Genomic DNA, 16,289 nt, shown 5'->3' with positions numbered 1-16,289 from the left:
GTTATCCGTGCGCTTGCCGACATTGATATACTCGAAGCTATCAGCGTCATTGTCATCGCCTTGTCACATGCGCGGGGCATGGTGGACGACAATGACGGTCGCGTCCCTTCACGACCGGAGAAACCAGCTTGAGCCTGCTAACCCAACGCCAGTATCCGAATACGCGCATGCGGCGCATGCGCAAGGACGACTTCTCGCGGCGCCTGATGCGCGAATCGACGCTGACCCCGGACGACCTGATCCTGCCGGTGTTCGTGCTCGAGGGCGAGAATCGCCGCGAGGCGGTGGCGTCGATGCCCGGCGTCGAGCGCCTGTCGCTGGACCTGTTGATCGAAGAGGCACGCGAAGTCGCCGCGCTGGGCATTCCCGCGCTGGCGCTGTTCCCGGTGATCGATCCGGCCCAGAAGAGCGAGCTCGCCGAGGAAGCCTACAACGCCAGCGGTCTGGTCCAGCGCAGCGTGCGCGCGCTCAAGCAGGCCTGCCCTGAGCTCGGCCTGATCACCGACGTCGCGCTCGATCCCTACACCAGCCACGGCCAGGACGGCATCCTCGACGAGCACGGTTACGTGCAGAACGATCGCAGCGTCGCGACGCTGCTCAAGCAGGCGCTGTCGCACGCCGAGGCCGGCGCCGACATCGTCGCGCCCTCGGACATGATGGATGGGCGAATCGGCGCGATTCGCGCGGTGCTCGAGCAGGAGAACCTGCACAACGCACGGATCATGGCCTACTCCGCCAAGTACGCCTCGCGCTACTACGGCCCGTTCCGCGACGCGGTGGGCTCGGCGGGCAACCTTGGGCGCGCCGACAAGACCACCTACCAGATGGATCCGGCCAACGCCGACGAGGCGCTGCACGAGACCGCACTGGATCTCGCCGAGGGCGCCGACATGGTGATGGTCAAGCCGGGCATGCCGTATCTCGATGTGCTGAGTCGCATCAAGCGCGAGTTGCAGGTGCCGACCTTCGCCTACCAGGTCAGCGGCGAGTACGCGATGCACATGGCCGCCTTCGAGAACGGCTGGCTGGAAGCCGATACGGTGATTCTCGAGTCGCTGATGTGCTTCAAGCGCGCCGGTGCCGACGGCATCCTGAGCTACTTTGCCAAGCGCGCGGCGCAATTGCTCAACCGATAGCGGCGGGCTGCGCCCTTGCCGCGCTGGAGTCGCCCGATGGAAGAAACGTCGAACCAGCCCGTGCCGTCCACCGACACGGCGGGCAGCGATGCCACCAACGAGGCACCGTTGCGGGTCAATCGCACCCGCACCGGCATTCACGCCAAGCCGACACCCTCGCCGGAAGCCGAGCTCGACGATCCGTCGCTGTACTTCAATCGCGAGCTCTCGCACCTGCAGTTCAACATTCGCGTGCTCGAGCAGGCCCTGGACGCCTCGCATCCGCTGCTCAACCGGCTGATGTTCCTGTTGATCTTCTCGTCGAACCTCGACGAGTTCTTCGAGATCCGGGTCGCCGGCCTCAAGCACCAGTTGGCGCTCGGCCACGAGGACGCCAGTGCCCCCGACGGCCTGCCCCCGCGTCGGGTACTCGCCGAAATCTCGCGCATCGCCCACGAACAGACCGAGCGTCAGTATCGCATCCTCAACGAGGTGTTGATCCCCGCGCTCGAGGAGCAGCGCATTCGCTACCGGCGCCGTGTGCAATGGACCCCGCCCCAGCGCGACTGGGTCCGCGAGTATTTCGACGAGGAGATCGCGCCGGTGATCAGCCCGATCGGGCTGGACCCTTCGCACCCCTTCCCGCGGCTGGTCAACAAGAGCCTCAATTTCATCGTCGAACTCGAGGGCAAGGATGCCTTCGGTCGCGAAGGCGGCCTGGCGATCCTGCCGGCGCCGCGCTCGCTGCCGCGGGTCATACGCCTGCCCGATGCGCTCGCCGAGCCGGGCTATACCGACTACGTGTTCCTGTCGTCGATGATCCACGCCCATGCCCAGGAGGTCTTTCCGGGCATGGAGGTGCGCGGCTGCTACCAGTTTCGGCTGACCCGCAACGCCGACCTGACGGTCGATCCCGAAGCGATATCCGACCTGGCCTCGGCGCTACGCGGCGAGCTCCTGGCGCGGCGCTACGGCGACGGCGTGCGCCTGGAGGTCGCCGACAACTGCCCCGACCGGCTCGCCCATTTCCTGCTCAAGCAATTCGAGCTCGGCGAGCCGGATCTCTACCGGGTCAGCGGCCCGGTCAACCTGACCCGCATGATGTCGGTACTCGGCGATATCGAGCGCGCGGACCTGCTCTACCGGCCCTTCATTCCCGGGCTGCCCAAGAGCCTCAAGGCCGACGGCAGTCTGTTCGAGGCGATTCGTAGCAACGACATTCTGCTGCATCACCCCTTCCAGTCGTTCGCGCCGGTCGAGGATCTGCTGCGCGAGGCCGCCCGCGACGCCGACGTGCTGGCGATCAAGCAGACGCTGTATCGCACCGGCGCCGACTCGAGCATCGTCGGCGCGCTGGTCGACGCGGCGCGCAACGGCAAGGAAGTCACCGTGGTCATCGAGCTGCGCGCGCGCTTCGACGAAGCCGACAACCTGGCGCTGGCCTCGCGCCTGCAGGAAGCCGGGGCGATCGTCATCTACGGGGTGATGGCCTACAAGACCCATGCCAAGATGCTGCATATCGTGCGCCGCGAAAGCGGCGAGCTGCGCTACTACGTTCACCTGGGCACCGGCAACTACCATTCGAAGACCGCCAAGCTGTACACCGACTACAGCCTGATGACCGCCAACGAGACGCTGTGCGAGGACGTCCACCGGGTCTTCCAACAGCTTTCGGGGATGGGCAAGCCGCGCACCATCGCCAGGCTGCTGCACGCGCCCTTCGTGCTGCACCAGCGATTGATCGAGATGATCGACCGCGAAGCCAAGGTCGCAGAGATGGGCAAGAAGGCTCACCTGATCGTCAAGTGCAACTCGCTGACCGAGCCGCGGCTGATCCGCGCGCTGTATCGCGCCTCGCGGGCCGGGGTGAGCTGCGATTTGATCATTCGCGGAATGTGCTGCCTGCGCCCCGGGGTGCCCGGCATCTCGGACAACATCCGGGTGCGCTCGAATATCGGCCGCTTTCTCGAACACACCCGGGTGTTCTATTTCCACAACGACGGCAAGCCCGAAACCTGGGCGTCGAGCGCCGACTTCATGGAACGCAACATGTTCCACCGGGTGGAGACCTGCTTCCCGATTCTCGACAAGAAGCTCGCCCAGCGGGTGCGCAAGGACCTGGAGACCTATCTGGTCGACAACTGCCAGAGCTGGCTGCTCCAGGAAGACGGCAGCTACTTGAAGCAGGACCCCTGTGCCAGCGCCCCGGTCAGCGCCCAGGAGACGCTGCTCTACGCCTATGCCAGCAAGGCGTAGCTCGCCCTGACATCCTCTGCCCGACAGACTCCTAGGAGTCTGTCGGGCTTGGCCGATCGTCACGAGAAGCACGGGTTTCGAGTCAAATTTATCGATCGATTGAGGCGAATAGCGCGCTATTTAACGAAATGGATCGATGGAATTGGCCGAAAGGCCGGGATTCGCAGTAGGTCAGTGTCAAGTCCGACGGGCTCCTAGTAGGCGCGACGCCGATAGCGACGGTAGCGCGGGTACCAGAAGCTGCGCTCGATCGCCGCGCGCAGCATCTCGTCACTGGAGCTCAGCGCGACACCCTCTTCCTGGGCCTGCTTGGCAACGTCGAAGGCGATCGCCTCGCTCAGCTCGCGAATGTCCTTGAGCGCCGGCAGCAGCGCGCCCTCGCCGTACTCGACGATCGGCGCGCCGTTGGCCAGCGCGTTGGAGGCCGCCATCAGCATGCCGTCGGTGACCCGCGTGGCATTGGCCGCAACCACGCCGAGGCCGACCCCGGGGAAGATATAGGCGTTGTTGCACTGGGCGATGGGAATCTTGTGGCCGTCGACGGTCACCGGCGGAAAGGGACTGCCGGTGGCCACCAGCGCCTGGCCGTTGGTCCAGTCGAGGATGTCCTGGGGCATCGCCTCGGCACGCGAGGTGGGGTTGGACAGCGGCATCACCAACGGGTTGGGGCAGTTGGCGTGCATGCCACGAATCACCGTCTCGCTGAACAGCCCCTTCTGCCCCGACACGCCGATCAGGATCGTCGGCTGGGCCTGCTCGACCACGTCGATCAGCTGGCTGCCCGGCCAGTCGGCGACGATCTCGCGCGGCTGGGCCAGGCGCTGCTGGAAGTCGTGGAGCCCTGCCATGTCGTCGGTCAGCAGGCCGTTGCGGTCGACCATGAAGATGCGCTCGCGGGCCTGCTTGTCGCTGAGACCGTCCGCCTTCATCGCGACGATGATCTGTTCGGCGATGCCGCAGCCCGCCGAACCGGCGCCGACGAACGTCACGCGTTGATCGCTGATGCGCACGCCGCGCGACTTGCAGGCGGCCAGCAGGGTCCCCACGCAGACCGCCGCGGTGCCCTGGATGTCATCGTTGAAGCAGCACAGCTCGTCGCGATAGCGCTCGAGCAGCGGCATGGCGTTGGTCTGAGCGAAGTCCTCGAATTGCAGCAGCACGTTGGGCCAGCGGCGCTTGACCGCCTGCATGAACATGTCGATGAACTCGTCGTACTCCTCGTCGCTGATGCGCTTGTGGCGCCAGCCCATGTACATCGGGTCGTCGAGCAGTTGCTGGTTGTTGGTGCCCACGTCGAGCATGATCGGCAACGTGTAGGCCGGGCTGACGCCACCGCAGGCGGTATACAGCGAGAGCTTGCCGATGGGGATGCCCATGCCGCCGATGCCCTGATCGCCGAGCCCCAGGATGCGCTCGCCGTCGGTGACCACGATCACCTTGACCTTGTCCTTGGTGGCGCTGCGCAGGATGTCGTCCATGTGCTCGCGGTCGGGGTAGGCGACGAAGATCCCGCGATGGTTGCGGTAGATGTTGGAAAATTCCTCGCACGCCTCGCCGACTGTCGGCGTGTAGATGATCGGCATCATCTCCTCGAGATGTTCCTCGAGCAGGCGGAAGAACAGCGTCTCGTTGTCGTCCTGGATCGAGCGCAGGTAGATGTGCTTGTCGAGATCGTTCTTGCACAGGCGGTATTGACGATAGGCGCGCTCGGCCTGTTCCTCGATGGTCTCGACATTCTGCGGCAGCAAGCCGATCAGATTGAAGTCGATGCGCTCCTTGAGCGTGAACGCGCTGCCCTTGTTGAGCAGCGGCATCTCCAGCAGTGACGGGCCGGCGTAGGGGGTGTACAGGGGACGCTTGACGTTTTCGCTCATCTCTCGACTCGAGGTTGGTTCAAGGGTGTCGGCGGGCCCCTATGCGCGTCTGACGCGCAAAGAGCCGAACGCAGTCCAGTGGCGTAAAGATAACACGCCAGCCCCCCGTGCGCCGCCGCCGGACGCGCGCGTCCGGCTTCGCCCCAGCATGACGGCGCTCAGAACCCGTCTTCGACAGTTGAAGCCTCCGGACAAACGCGCTTCAGCGCCCTTCCAGGGTCCGCCGCGGACGCTCGAAGAACCATGGCCGCAGCTTCACGCCCAGCATGTTGCCGGCAAACGCCGCGACCAGCCACAGCCAGCCGTGCAGGCTGCCCGAGGCGATGCCGCCGAAGTAGGCGCCGATGTTGCAGCCGAAGGCCAGCCGCGCACCGTAACCCAGCAGCAATCCACCGATGACGGCGGCCACCACCGAGCGCAGAGGAATGCGCCAGTTCGGCGCGAAGCGCCCGGCCAGCGAGGCGGCTATCATTGCCCCGAGGATGATGCCCAGGTTCATCACCGTGGTGATGTCCGACCACACGCTGGCCCTGAGCGCCTCGGCGTTGCCGGGCAGTTGCCAGTAGCCCCACTGACTGACGTCGCCACCCAGCGCCTCGAAGCCCTTGGCGCCCCACAGCGCGAACGCCGAGGTGATGCCCCAGGGCCGCCCGGCCAGCCACAGGGTGATGAAGTTGAGCAGCGCCAGGCCCACCGCCCCGGCGAGCAGCGGCCACGGCCCGCGCAGCCAGCGCGAGCCATGCCGGGTGTCGTGTTCCGGTGTCGCCTCGAGCCCGCCGTGACGCCGCCGCTCCACCAGCACCGTGACGCCGGCGATCGCCGCGAACAGCACCACGCTGACGGCGATGCCGCCGCCGGCGCCGAACACGTCGACCAACGACACCGGCTGAAAGGCCGGCAGGCTGGTCCACCAACTGAAGTGCGCGGTACCGATCAGCGAGCCGACGATGAAGAACACCAGGGTGATCAGCATCCGCGCGTTGCCGCCACCCACGGTGTATAGCGTGCCCGAGGCGCAGCCGCTGCCCAGCTGCATGCCCAGCCCGAACAGAAAGGCCCCGACCAGCACCGAGATGCCCACCGGCGCCACGAACCCGTTGACCGGGGTGCCGAACAGCGACCCGGCGCCCAGCGCCGGAAAGAACAGCACCACCGCCAATGTCAGCATCACCATCTGTGCGCGCAAGCCACGCCCGCGACGCTGGAGAATGAACACCCGCCAAGCTGCGGTGAAGCCGAAGGCGGCATGATAAAGCACCACGCCAAAAGCGCCACCGACCAGCACCAGCGCCGCCAGGCGCGGGCCGAAAGCGATCCCCAGCGCGACGACGCCGATCGCCAGCAACAGACCCGGAATCCAGGTCGTCGGCGCCATTCGCGGTGCCGCTATGCTTGTCTGCGCCATTCCTGCCTCCGTCAAAAGTCCGATTCGAATAGTTAAGAGCCTAGCTTCTAAGCTGAATAGTGTGAAATGCATAAAAGAAATCGCAACAATAACTTTTTCGCATGAAAAAACGGAGCCCAAGGCTCCGTTCGGTCGCTGTTCATGTCATGGCTCATCGCGCAACGCACCCGTCATGCGCCGGCGACTCGACGTGTTTTAGGCGAAGCGCCCCAGGCCCACGCTCTGGCGTAGCCGATCCATCAACGGCGCGGCCTCGGCGCGGGCGCGTTCGGCCCCCTTCTTCAGCACGTCCTCGATGTACCCGGGGTCCTCCATCAGCGCCAGATAGCGCTCGCGCGGCTCGCGCAGATGCGCGTTGAGGTATTCGAACAGCGAGTCCTTGGCCTCGCCCCAGCCAATGCCCTCGGCGTAGCGCCGACGCATCGCCTGGCTCTCCTCGGCGCTGGCGAAGGCCGAATAGATCTGGAACAGCGTGCAGCCGTCGGGATTCTTGGGCTCGCCCGGCTCCAGCGAGTTGGTCTTGATCTTGCGCACCAGTTTCAAGAGCTTCTTCTCGGAGACGAACAGCGGAATGGTATTGTTGTAGCTCTTGGACATCTTGCGCCCGTCGAGCCCGCCGAGCACCTCGACCTTCTCGTCGACCACCGCCTCGGGCAGGGTGAAGTACTCACCCTTGTAGAGGTGATTGAAGCGCCCGGCCATGTCGCGGGCCATCTCGATGTGCTGGATCTGATCGCGGCCCACCGGCACCTTGTTGGCGTTGAACATCAGGATATCGGCGGCCATCAGCACCGGGTAGCCGAACAGCCCCATGGTCACGCCCTTGTCGGGATCGGAATTGCCCGCCGCCTCGTTGTCGGCAACCGCCGCCTTGTAGGCGTGGGCGCGATTCATCAGCCCCTTGGCGCACACGCAGGACAGCATCCAGGTCAACTCGGGAATCTCGGGAATGTCCGACTGGCGATAGAAGATCGCGTTGTCGGTATCCAGGCCCAGCGCCAGCCAGGTCGCGGCGATCTCGAGGCGCGAGGCCTCCACCCGCTTGGGGTCTTGGCACTTGATCAGCGCATGCAGGTCGGCGAGGAAATAATAGGACTGGACGCCGGGGTCCTGGCTCTCGGCGATGGCCGGCTTGATGGCGCCGACATAATTGCCGAGATGCGGCGTGCCGGTGGTGGTGATGCCGGTAAGAACGCGAGTCTTGTGCATGGCAATAAAGGTGTCTGCAAGCGATGGCAAAGACGCCAGTGTAACGCGCCAAGGCTTTTCAAAGCGACCGCCACCACTACCCTTGCCACCCCGACTGATGCCGGGGTGGTGGAATGTGCCTGACGGGCTCAGCCGGTCAGGCTGACCGGGTCGACGCTCTCCAGACCGAAGGCACTGGCCACCGCCGGATGGGTCACCTGGCCATCGTGGACGTTGAGCCCGGCCATGAAATGCCGATCCTCGGCCAACGCCCGCTGCCAGCCCTTGTCGGCCAGCGCGGCGATGAACGGCATGGTGGCGTTGGTCAACGCCTGGGTGGACGTACGCGCCACGGCGCCGGGCATGTTGGCCACGCAGTAGTGCACCACGCCGTCGACCACGTAGGTGGGCTCGGCGTGGGTGGTCGCCTTGCTGGTCTCGAAGCAGCCGCCCTGGTCGATGGCTACGTCGACCAGCACGCTGCCGGGCTTCATGTCGGCCAGCATGGCGCGAGTGATCAGCTTGGGCGCCGCGGCGCCGGGCACCAGTACCGCGCCGATGATCAGGTCGGACTCGCGCACCGCCTCCTCGAGCGCGTCGGCGGTCGAATAGACGGTATGCAACCGGCCCTGGTAGCGATCATCCAGGGTCTCCAGGCGCGGGATGGACTTGTCGAGCACGGTGACCTCGGCACCCAGACCCAGCGCCATGCGCGCGGCGTTCTCGCCGACCACCCCGCCGCCGATCACCGTCACCCGCGCCGGCGCCACCCCGGGCACCCCGGGCAACAACACGCCCGCGCCGCCCTGGGCCTTCTCCAGGCTGTGCGCCCCGGCCTGCACGGCCATGCGCCCGGCCACGGTACTCATCGGCGCCAGCAGCGGCAGGCCGCCCTGGGGCGCGGTAATGGTTTCGTAGGCGATGCAGGTAGCGCCGCTGGCCATCAGGTCGCGGGTGAGCTTCTCCTCGGCGGCCAAATGCAGGTAGGTGAACAGCGTCTGCCCCGCGCCGAGCCGGGCGACCTCATCGGGTTGGGGCTCCTTGACCTTGACGATCAACTCGGCGTTCTTCCATAGCGCCTCGACGTCGGATTCGAGGGTCGCGCCCGCCGCCTCGTAGGCGGCGTCGGCGAAGCCCGAGCCGTCGCCGGCGCCCTGCTCCACGGTGACCCGATGGCCGCGTTCGACGAGTTCGCGCACCCCGGTCGGGGTCAGGGCGATGCGGTATTCGTGATTCTTGATTTCCTTGGGCACGGCGATCTTCATGGCTGTCACTCCTGCGACGAATAGCGGATTATCTGCCATTAGTACAACACAGCGTGGCGGGTGCGATAGAAGCCGAATAAAAACGAAGATTTATTCGGCATGCGGGATTTCAGACAGCAATATCTGCTGTCCAAAATGCGCAGACAGCAAGCTTTCGGGCGCGGCTCAGGTCGGCTCCTCGACGAGCGCCCGACCATAGATTTCGCGATAGTCCATCGGCATGCGCCGCGCCCGGCCGCTGGAAAGCTCGATGCAGGCGAAGCGCGTACGGGCGCGCAGCAGCGTCGTGGCGTCGCTGTCGCGCACCAGCTGGAAGCGGCGGGTCAGGGTCAGACGGCCGTCGCAGGCGACGATCCAGGTCGCCAGCTCGAGCGAATCGCCGGCACGTGCCGGCGCCAGATAATCCAACTCGTGACGATGGACCGCCATCGCCCGGTCGTGGCGGCGATAATCGTGGATGTCCAGGCCGAGATGCTGCGAATGCGCCCAACTGATGCGCTCGATCCAGCGCAGATACTCGGCGTTGTTGGCGTGCCCGTAGGCGTCGATGGCAGCCTCTTCGACCTCGATGCCGATCACGAAGGGCGACGGCAGTTCCCAGCTCATCACGGGCTCCTGTCTTGCGATTTTCTCCACGGTGGGCGGGGGTCAACCCGGGCGCGCCGTACCGCACTGCCAGCAGGCGTCGAATACGCCGTCGAGACGTTCATGGCACTGTGGGCAGACCCACACCTGCAAGGGTCGCGCGGGACCCGCCAACGCTTCGTCGAGTAGCGCTTGTGCCGCGGTCATCTGGCGACTCTCGACCCACACCGCCGGTTCGCAATCGCCCGGCGGGAGCTCGCCGGCGCCGCCGCCGAGCGTGGTATTGCGCAACTCGCAGGCGATGCCCGCGGCCTCCAGCACGTTGCGGACATGGGCCACCACGAGCAGGTTGGCATGCTGGTAGAGCCGCACCCAGGTCATCGCATCGGCGCTCAGTCGCGGAACACGCGAACCCCGAGCGCCTTGAGATAGGCAGTCTCGGGGATCGACGGGTGCACCGGGTGATCCGCCCCCTGGCCGCCCTGATAGATCAGCTGACCATGACGGTCCTGATGGCGCACCGCGCCGCGCACGCACTCAACCAGGCGCTCCGGCGTCAGGTGCATCGAACACGAGGCGCTCATCAACAACCCGTCGCGGCCCAGCAGGCGCATCGCCTCGCGGTTGAGCCGCGCATAGGCGCGTTCGCCGTTGGGGATGTCCTTGCGCTTCTTGATGAACGCCGGCGGATCGAGGATCACCACATCGAACTGCTCGCCGTCCGCCTTGAGCGACGCCAGCGCCTCGAAGATGTCCGCCTCGCCGATCGCCACCCGATCGCCCACCGCGTTGAGCGCGGCGTTCTCGGCGACCCGTTCGAGCGCCTCGCCGCTGCGATCGACGCACAGCACTTCGGCGGCGCCGTGGGCGGCGGCCTGCACGCCCCAGCCACCCACGTAGCTGTACAGGTCGAGCACCCGCCTGCCCTCGACCAGAGCGTTGAGCCAGGCGCGGTTGGCGCGGTGATCAAAGAACCAACCGGTCTTCTGGCCATCCACTACCGGGGCGGCGAAGCGCACGCCGTTCTCTTCCAGCAGCACCTGGTCGGGCAGCTCGCCGTGGACTACCTCGACATGGCTCTCGAGCTGCTCTTGGCGGCGCCCCGAGGAGTCGTTCTTGAACACGATGGCGCGCGGTGCCAGCACCTTGTCCAGCGCAGCGACGATCTCCTCGCCGAGACGCTCCATGCCCAGCGTGTTGAGCTGCACCACCAGCACGTCGCCGAAGCGGTCGACGACCAGCCCCGGCAACAAATCGCCCTCGCCGAACACCAGGCGGTAGAAGGGCTTGTCGAACAGCCGCTCGCGCAGCGCCAGCGCCTGGTTGAAACGGTGCACCAGCAGCGAGCGATCCAGGCGCACGTTGACGTCGCGCGAGACCACCCGCGCGCAGATCAGCGAGTTGGGGTTGACGTAGGCGATGCCCATCGGCTTGCCGCTGGCCGCCTCGATGACGGCCTGGGCACCCGGCTCGACGCCCTTCAGGGGCGTCTCCTGGGTGTCGATCTCGTTGGAGTAGAGCCACAGATGACCGGCCTTGAGGCGGCGATCGGCGTTCTTCTTGAGGCGCAGGCGTTCAGTCACGGGGACTCCGGTTCAGGTCATCACGATGTTGGCATTTTAACGCGCTCGCGCCCCCCGGGGGAAAGCCCGCGGCCGCACGCGCGTCAGGTCTGGCAATGGGCGCAGAACACGCTCGCCCGCTGCCCCAGGGTGATCAGGCGCAGCTCGCCGCTACAACGCCGGCAGGCCTGGCCGGCGCGACCATAGACGTTGAGCCGCTGGGCGAAATAGCCGGGCTCGCCGGTGCCGCTGACGAAATCGCGCAGCGTGGTGCCGCCCTGGGTGATCGCCGCGGCGAGCACCTCGCGAGCGGCCGCGGCGAGGCGCGCGTAGCGCTCGCGGGAGACGCGCCCGGCGGCCCGGCGCGGGTCGATTCCGGCGAGAAACAGCGCCTCCGCGGCATAGATGTTGCCGACACCGACGACCACCGCGTTGTCCATCAGAAACGGCTTGACCGCCAGCCGACGGCCCCGCGACAGCCGGTAGAGCCGCTCGCCGGTGAAGTCCGGCGACAGCGGCTCGGGGCCGAGTTTGGCCAGCCGCGGATCGCTGCGCACGTCGCCCTGCAGCCAGTCGACGAAGCCGAAGCGGCGCGGATCGTGATAGCGCAGGATCATCCCATCGTCGAGCACCACGTCGACGTGGTCGTGCTTTTTCGGCAAGTCGCCGAGGCGGGCGATGCGCAGGCTGCCCGACATGCCCAGATGCCAGAGCAGCGCGCGTCGCTCCGCGTGCGGCTCGCTCAGGGGGATCGTCAGGTACTTGGCGCGGCGCCCCAATTCGCCGATACGCCGCCCGACCAGCGCCTGTTCGAAATCGGCCGGCACCGGGGTGCGCAGGCGGCGTTCGCGAACGATCACCTCATTGATCTCGCGACCCTCGACGTAGGGGGCGATGCCGCGGCGGGTGGTCTCGACTTCGGGCAACTCGGGCATGCTGGGCTCCGTGGCTGACAGCCCGTGACTGGCCGGGCGGACCGGATACGAAAAGACCCGGCGCACGGGGCCGGGTCTTTTCGGGCAGGCGCCACGCCTGCGGTGGAAGCAGTTAAGCCTCGAAGCAATCGATAAATCGACGAGCAGCGTCAAGCGCAAGGCGCACGGCGTGCAGAAAGCGAGACATAACGGGTTGTTAGGCGAGCTTTCGAGCACCGCGCAACGCAGCGATTGGCGTGCGCAGGCATTTATCGACGCTTCGTTACTTGATCTTGGCTTCCTTGTACATTACATGCTTGCGAACGACCGGATCGTACTTCTTGAATTCAAGCTTGTCCGGGGTATTCCGCTTGTTCTTGGCGGTGGTGTAGAAGTGGCCGGTACCGGCGCTGGACACCAACTTGATCTTGTCACGCATGGACCTAACTCCCGTTAAATGCGCTCACCGCGCTTGCGAATTTCGGAAAGCACCGTGTCGATGCCTTTCTTGTCGATGATCCGCATACCCTTGGAGGAAACGCGCAGCTTGACGAAGCGCTTCTCGGCTTCCACCCAGAAACGGTGGGTGTGAAGATTGGGCACGAAACGGCGACGCGTCTTGCGCTGGGAGTGCGATACGTTGTTACCAGTCACCGGACGCTTGCCGGTAACCTGACATACTTTGGACATTGGAGCCTCCAACCGCTGGGCGAGTTGTTCAAAACCTGTCGGGCAAACCGGGAAGAGAGAATGGCAGGTAACCGCCTTCCGCCCCTTAATTAACCCAAGGAAGTCAAAGGGCATACGTTATACCAGAGCCCCGGCGTCTCGGCAAGCGAGGAAAGCCCGATTGCCCCGAAACGCGGCGATTCTAGCGATTCTTGTCGCCGGCGCCCATGGTTTCCCTTACAGCCAGCCGCGTTCGGCGAACGACACCACCTCGCCGTCGCCGACCACGAAGTGATCGAGCACGCGAATCTCGAACAGCTCCAGCGCCTGCTTCAGACGTTCGGTGATGCGCCGGTCGGCGTCGCTGGGCTCGGCGACGCCCGACGGATGATTGTGGGCGAAGATCAGCGCCCCGGCGCCCAGCTCCAGCGCCCGCTTGGCCACCTCGCGTGGGTAGACCGAGGCGCTGTCCAGCGTGCCGCGGAACAGCGACTCGAAGCGGATCACCCGATGCTGGGTATCGAGGAACAGCGCGGCGAACTCCTCATGTCCCAGGTGGCGCATCTGCGACGCCAGGTAGGCCCTGACCAGCGTCGGCGAGGTCAGCGCCCCGCCGCGCTCGAGCTGGCTGGCCAGGTGGCGGCGCGACAGTTCGAGCACCGCCTGCAGCTGCACGTACTTGGCCTCGCCCAGGCCGTGCTCGGCGCAGAAGCGCTCGCGGTCGGCCTCGAGCAGCGGCCGCAGACCGCCGAAGGAACCGAGCAGGTCGCGGGCCAGGTCCACCGCCGAGCGCCCCTTGACGCCCACGCGCAGGAATATCGCCAACAGCTCGGCATCGCTGAGCGACTGCGAGCCGAGACTCATGAGCTTTTCGCGCGGCCGCTCACCTTCCGGCCAGTGTCGGATTGCCATGCATCACCCGCGAGTCAAAGAAGGCGGTGGGCTGCACGCTGACCGCGGCGCGCCCATGAAAAGCGAGACAAGTCGTCAAGCGAGAGCCCTCAGGGCGGTCGTCATCGCCAACGGCTCGTCGAGGTCGTTCAGGGTATAGGTACTGGGCGGTAAACAGCGGCGATCGGGTATCGATGTCATGACAGGCTCTTGTCGTTGGTTGTCAGGGCGTGGGCGAGTAACGCGCTCGCTCATGGCCGGCCGGTAGTGTCAGTGTATCAGCGAATTTGCATACGTGGTCCTGCCGACATGCCGCCAAGTCAAGGCGGCCCGACTATCGACCAAGGTCTCATCGCGCCTGCTGCCAATCCAACTACCATACTAGTTATATCAGGCAGCCGAAGACCATCGCCATGACGCCGTCGTTACTCGCGCTCTGGGAAGAACAGCCGGAAAGCAACGTCCGCCAGCGCCTTTATGCAGTGCTGCGTCAATCGATCATTCGCATGACGCTGGCGCCCGGTCAGGCGCTCTCCGAGAAGGAGATCGCCGAGACCTTCGCCGTCAGCCGCCAGCCGGTGCGCGAAGCGTTCATCCGGCTATCCGAGGCCGGCCTGGTGGAAGTACGTCCGCAGCGCGGCACTTATGTAGTGCCCATCTCGCAGGCCGCGGTCATGGAGGCGCGCTTCGTACGCGAGGCGCTCGAGGCGGCGGTTGCCCGCTCGGCCGCCGAACAAGGCCTGAGCAAGGCGGTACTCGACGAACTCCGCGAACTGATCGTGCGCCAGAAACGCTGTACCGACAGCGACGATCACGACCGCTTCTATCGCCTCGACGAAGCCTTTCATCGCACGCTGTCGCTGGGCGCTGGCCACGACGCTGCCTGGGGCGTCACCCAGGAGGTCAAGGCCCAACTGGACCGGGTGCGCTATCTGAGCGTGCCGGACGCCACGCCGATCGCCACGCTGATCGAACAGCACACCGCGATCCTCGACAGTGTCGCCGCAGGCGATGCCGATGCGGCCGAGCGCGCGGTCAAGGCGCACATGCGCGAGATCCTGCGCTCGCTGCCCGAACTCATCGCGCGCCATCCCGGTTTGTTCGACGCCGCCAGCGCCCCACTTTTCGCCACCGGGGACCCGGCATGACGATTCGCGACGCCGAAATCTGGTGGTGCTGATGCTGGTGGCGTACATCCCCGCGCTGTCGCTGTGGCTCCCCAACCTGCTGCTCGGGGAGTAGCCGATCCTGTGCCGGCCACCGGCGCTCGCGGCGCCGGGGCCATTCCGACCAACCTCGAATCCTCGATGGAGTAGCGAATCCATGGAACACACCTGGCGCTGGTTCGGCCCCAGCGACCCCATCAGCCTGGCCGATGTCCGCCAGACGGGCGCCACCGGCATCGTCACCGCCCTGCACGAGATCGCCAACGGCGAGACCTGGCCGGAAGCTGCGATCGCCGAGCGCAAGGCGCTGATCGAGGCGTCGGGGCTCAGCTGGTCGGTGGTCGAAAGCGTGCCGGTCCACGAAGACATCAAGCAGCGTCGCGGCGACTGCGAGAGCTACATCGCGCGCTATCAGCAGACGCTGCGCAACCTGGCGGCCTGCGGCATCGACGTGGTGTGCTACAACTTCATGCCGGTGCTCGACTGGACGCGCACCGACCTGGCCTGGCCGCTGCCCGGCGGCGGTACCGCGCTGCGCTTCGAGCAGACCGCGTTCGCCGCCTTCGACCTGTACCTGCTCGAACGCCCCGGCGCCGAGCACGACTACAGCGACGCCGAACGTGACGCCGCCCGCCGCCACTTCGACAACCTCGACGACACGGCGCGTCGGCGGCTATCCGACACCATCATCGCCGGGTTGCCCGGCGCCGAGGAGCACTACACGCTGGCGCGCTTTCGCCAGGTGATCGCCGAATACGCCGAGATCGACGCCGCCCGGCTGCGCGACAACCTCGGCCACTTCCTGCGCGCTATCGTGCCGGTGGCCGAAGAGGTCGGCATCCGCCTGGCCATTCATCCCGACGACCCGCCCCGCCCGTTGTTCGGCCTGCCGCGGGTGGTCTCGACCCCCGACGACGTCCAGTGGCTGCTCGCTGCCGCGCCCAGCCCGGCCAACGGCCTGACCTTCTGCACCGGTTCCTATGGCGTCAGTGCGGCGATCGATCTGGTGGCGATGGGCGAGCGTTTCGCCTCGCGCATCTATTTCGCCCACCTGCGCGCCACCCGCCGCGAGTCCGACCCACGGACCTTTCACGAGGCGGCGCACCTCGGCGGCGACGTCGACATGGTCGGGGTGATCAAGACGCTAATCGACGAGGAGCGCCGCCGCGAGCGCGACGGCGGGCCGCGCCTGCCGCTGCGCCCCGACCACGGCCACCACTTGCTCGACGACCTGCACAGAGACACGCGCCCCGGCTATCCGCTGATCGGCCGCCTCAAGGGCCTCGCCGAGCTGCGTGGCGTCGAGACCGCGGTCCGCCGGTTGACACGCTAACCGCCCGCGGCCGGCTGACGGGCGATGACGCAAAGCCCCCGGCAGGATGATAAAATCGAATCCCGA

General features: G+C 66.2%; 15 protein-coding genes. 4 read left to right on the top strand and 11 right to left on the bottom strand.

Going from position 1 to position 16,289, the window contains the following annotated elements; translation table 11 throughout:
* The first annotated feature begins 128 nt into the window (after nucleotides 1–128).
* A complete protein-coding gene (gene hemB, locus K7I12_RS02510) occupies nucleotides 129–1,136 on the top strand; it encodes a porphobilinogen synthase (RefSeq protein ID WP_031384633.1) in 1,008 nt (335 codons plus the stop codon).
* Nucleotides 1,137–1,172: 36 nt separating this feature from the next.
* Nucleotides 1,173–3,371, top strand: coding sequence for a polyphosphate kinase 1 (ppk1, locus tag K7I12_RS02505; RefSeq protein WP_031384634.1), 2,199 nt, complete (start codon nucleotides 1,173–1,175; stop codon nucleotides 3,369–3,371).
* 194 nt (nucleotides 3,372–3,565) lie between these two features.
* Here the strand turns inward: ppk1 and K7I12_RS02500 are convergent, their stop codons facing one another.
* From K7I12_RS02500 to radC, 11 genes are all read right to left on the bottom strand, one after another.
* Nucleotides 3,566–5,245, bottom strand: a complete 1,680-nt coding sequence (locus K7I12_RS02500; protein ID WP_231662909.1) for an NAD-dependent malic enzyme — start codon at nucleotides 5,243–5,245, stop codon at nucleotides 3,566–3,568.
* 202 nt (nucleotides 5,246–5,447) lie between these two features.
* Nucleotides 5,448–6,650: a YeeE/YedE family protein gene (locus K7I12_RS02495; RefSeq protein WP_084173585.1), complete on the bottom strand. Its 1,203-nt coding sequence runs from the start codon at nucleotides 6,648–6,650 to the stop codon at nucleotides 5,448–5,450.
* 195 nt (nucleotides 6,651–6,845) lie between these two features.
* A complete protein-coding gene (gene trpS / locus K7I12_RS02490; protein ID WP_031384637.1) occupies nucleotides 6,846–7,859 on the bottom strand; it encodes a tryptophan--tRNA ligase in 1,014 nt (337 codons plus the stop codon).
* A 128-nt stretch (nucleotides 7,860–7,987) separates the two neighbouring features.
* Nucleotides 7,988–9,103, bottom strand: coding sequence for an alanine dehydrogenase (gene ald, locus K7I12_RS02485; RefSeq protein ID WP_031384638.1), 1,116 nt, complete (start codon nucleotides 9,101–9,103; stop codon nucleotides 7,988–7,990).
* A gap of 165 nt (nucleotides 9,104–9,268) precedes the next feature.
* Nucleotides 9,269–9,709 carry an acyl-CoA thioesterase gene (locus tag K7I12_RS02480; protein WP_231662908.1) on the bottom strand — a complete coding sequence of 147 codons (441 nt, stop codon included), beginning with the start codon at nucleotides 9,707–9,709 and terminating at the stop codon, nucleotides 9,269–9,271.
* Between the two features lie 42 nt (nucleotides 9,710–9,751).
* Nucleotides 9,752–10,069, bottom strand: coding sequence for a putative signal transducing protein (locus tag K7I12_RS02475; protein WP_031384640.1), 318 nt, complete (start codon nucleotides 10,067–10,069; stop codon nucleotides 9,752–9,754).
* Nucleotides 10,070–10,080: 11 nt separating this feature from the next.
* Nucleotides 10,081–11,271 carry a class I SAM-dependent rRNA methyltransferase gene (locus K7I12_RS02470; RefSeq protein WP_031384641.1) on the bottom strand — a complete coding sequence of 397 codons (1,191 nt, stop codon included), beginning with the start codon at nucleotides 11,269–11,271 and terminating at the stop codon, nucleotides 10,081–10,083.
* 83 nt (nucleotides 11,272–11,354) lie between these two features.
* A complete protein-coding gene (gene mutM, locus K7I12_RS02465) occupies nucleotides 11,355–12,185 on the bottom strand; it encodes a bifunctional DNA-formamidopyrimidine glycosylase/DNA-(apurinic or apyrimidinic site) lyase (RefSeq protein WP_031384642.1) in 831 nt (276 codons plus the stop codon).
* A gap of 262 nt (nucleotides 12,186–12,447) precedes the next feature.
* Nucleotides 12,448–12,603, bottom strand: coding sequence for a 50S ribosomal protein L33 (rpmG, locus tag K7I12_RS02460; RefSeq protein ID WP_031384643.1), 156 nt, complete (start codon nucleotides 12,601–12,603; stop codon nucleotides 12,448–12,450).
* Nucleotides 12,604–12,617: 14 nt separating this feature from the next.
* The gene (gene rpmB / locus K7I12_RS02455) at nucleotides 12,618–12,854 is read right to left on the bottom strand and encodes a 50S ribosomal protein L28 (RefSeq protein ID WP_031384644.1); all 237 of its coding nucleotides are present in this window, start codon (nucleotides 12,852–12,854) and stop codon (nucleotides 12,618–12,620) included.
* Between the two features lie 216 nt (nucleotides 12,855–13,070).
* Nucleotides 13,071–13,745, bottom strand: a complete 675-nt coding sequence (radC, locus tag K7I12_RS02450) for a RadC family protein (RefSeq protein WP_031384645.1) — start codon at nucleotides 13,743–13,745, stop codon at nucleotides 13,071–13,073.
* Nucleotides 13,746–14,137: 392 nt separating this feature from the next.
* Between radC and K7I12_RS02445 the strand changes: the two genes are divergently transcribed.
* Together K7I12_RS02445 and uxuA are read left to right on the top strand one after the other, a co-directional pair.
* Nucleotides 14,138–14,872, top strand: a complete 735-nt coding sequence (locus tag K7I12_RS02445) for a GntR family transcriptional regulator (RefSeq protein WP_031384646.1) — start codon at nucleotides 14,138–14,140, stop codon at nucleotides 14,870–14,872.
* A gap of 175 nt (nucleotides 14,873–15,047) precedes the next feature.
* Nucleotides 15,048–16,223, top strand: a complete 1,176-nt coding sequence (uxuA, locus tag K7I12_RS02440; protein WP_231662907.1) for a mannonate dehydratase — start codon at nucleotides 15,048–15,050, stop codon at nucleotides 16,221–16,223.
* Nucleotides 16,224–16,289: the final 66 nt, after the last annotated feature.

It is taken from the genome of Halomonas sp. IOP_31 (genome assembly GCF_021151495.1).
GTDB classification, from domain to species: Bacteria; Pseudomonadota; Gammaproteobacteria; order Pseudomonadales; family Halomonadaceae; genus Modicisalibacter; species Modicisalibacter zincidurans.
Note: the sequence above shows the minus strand (reverse complement) of the source record. Positions and strands in the feature narration are given on the sequence as shown.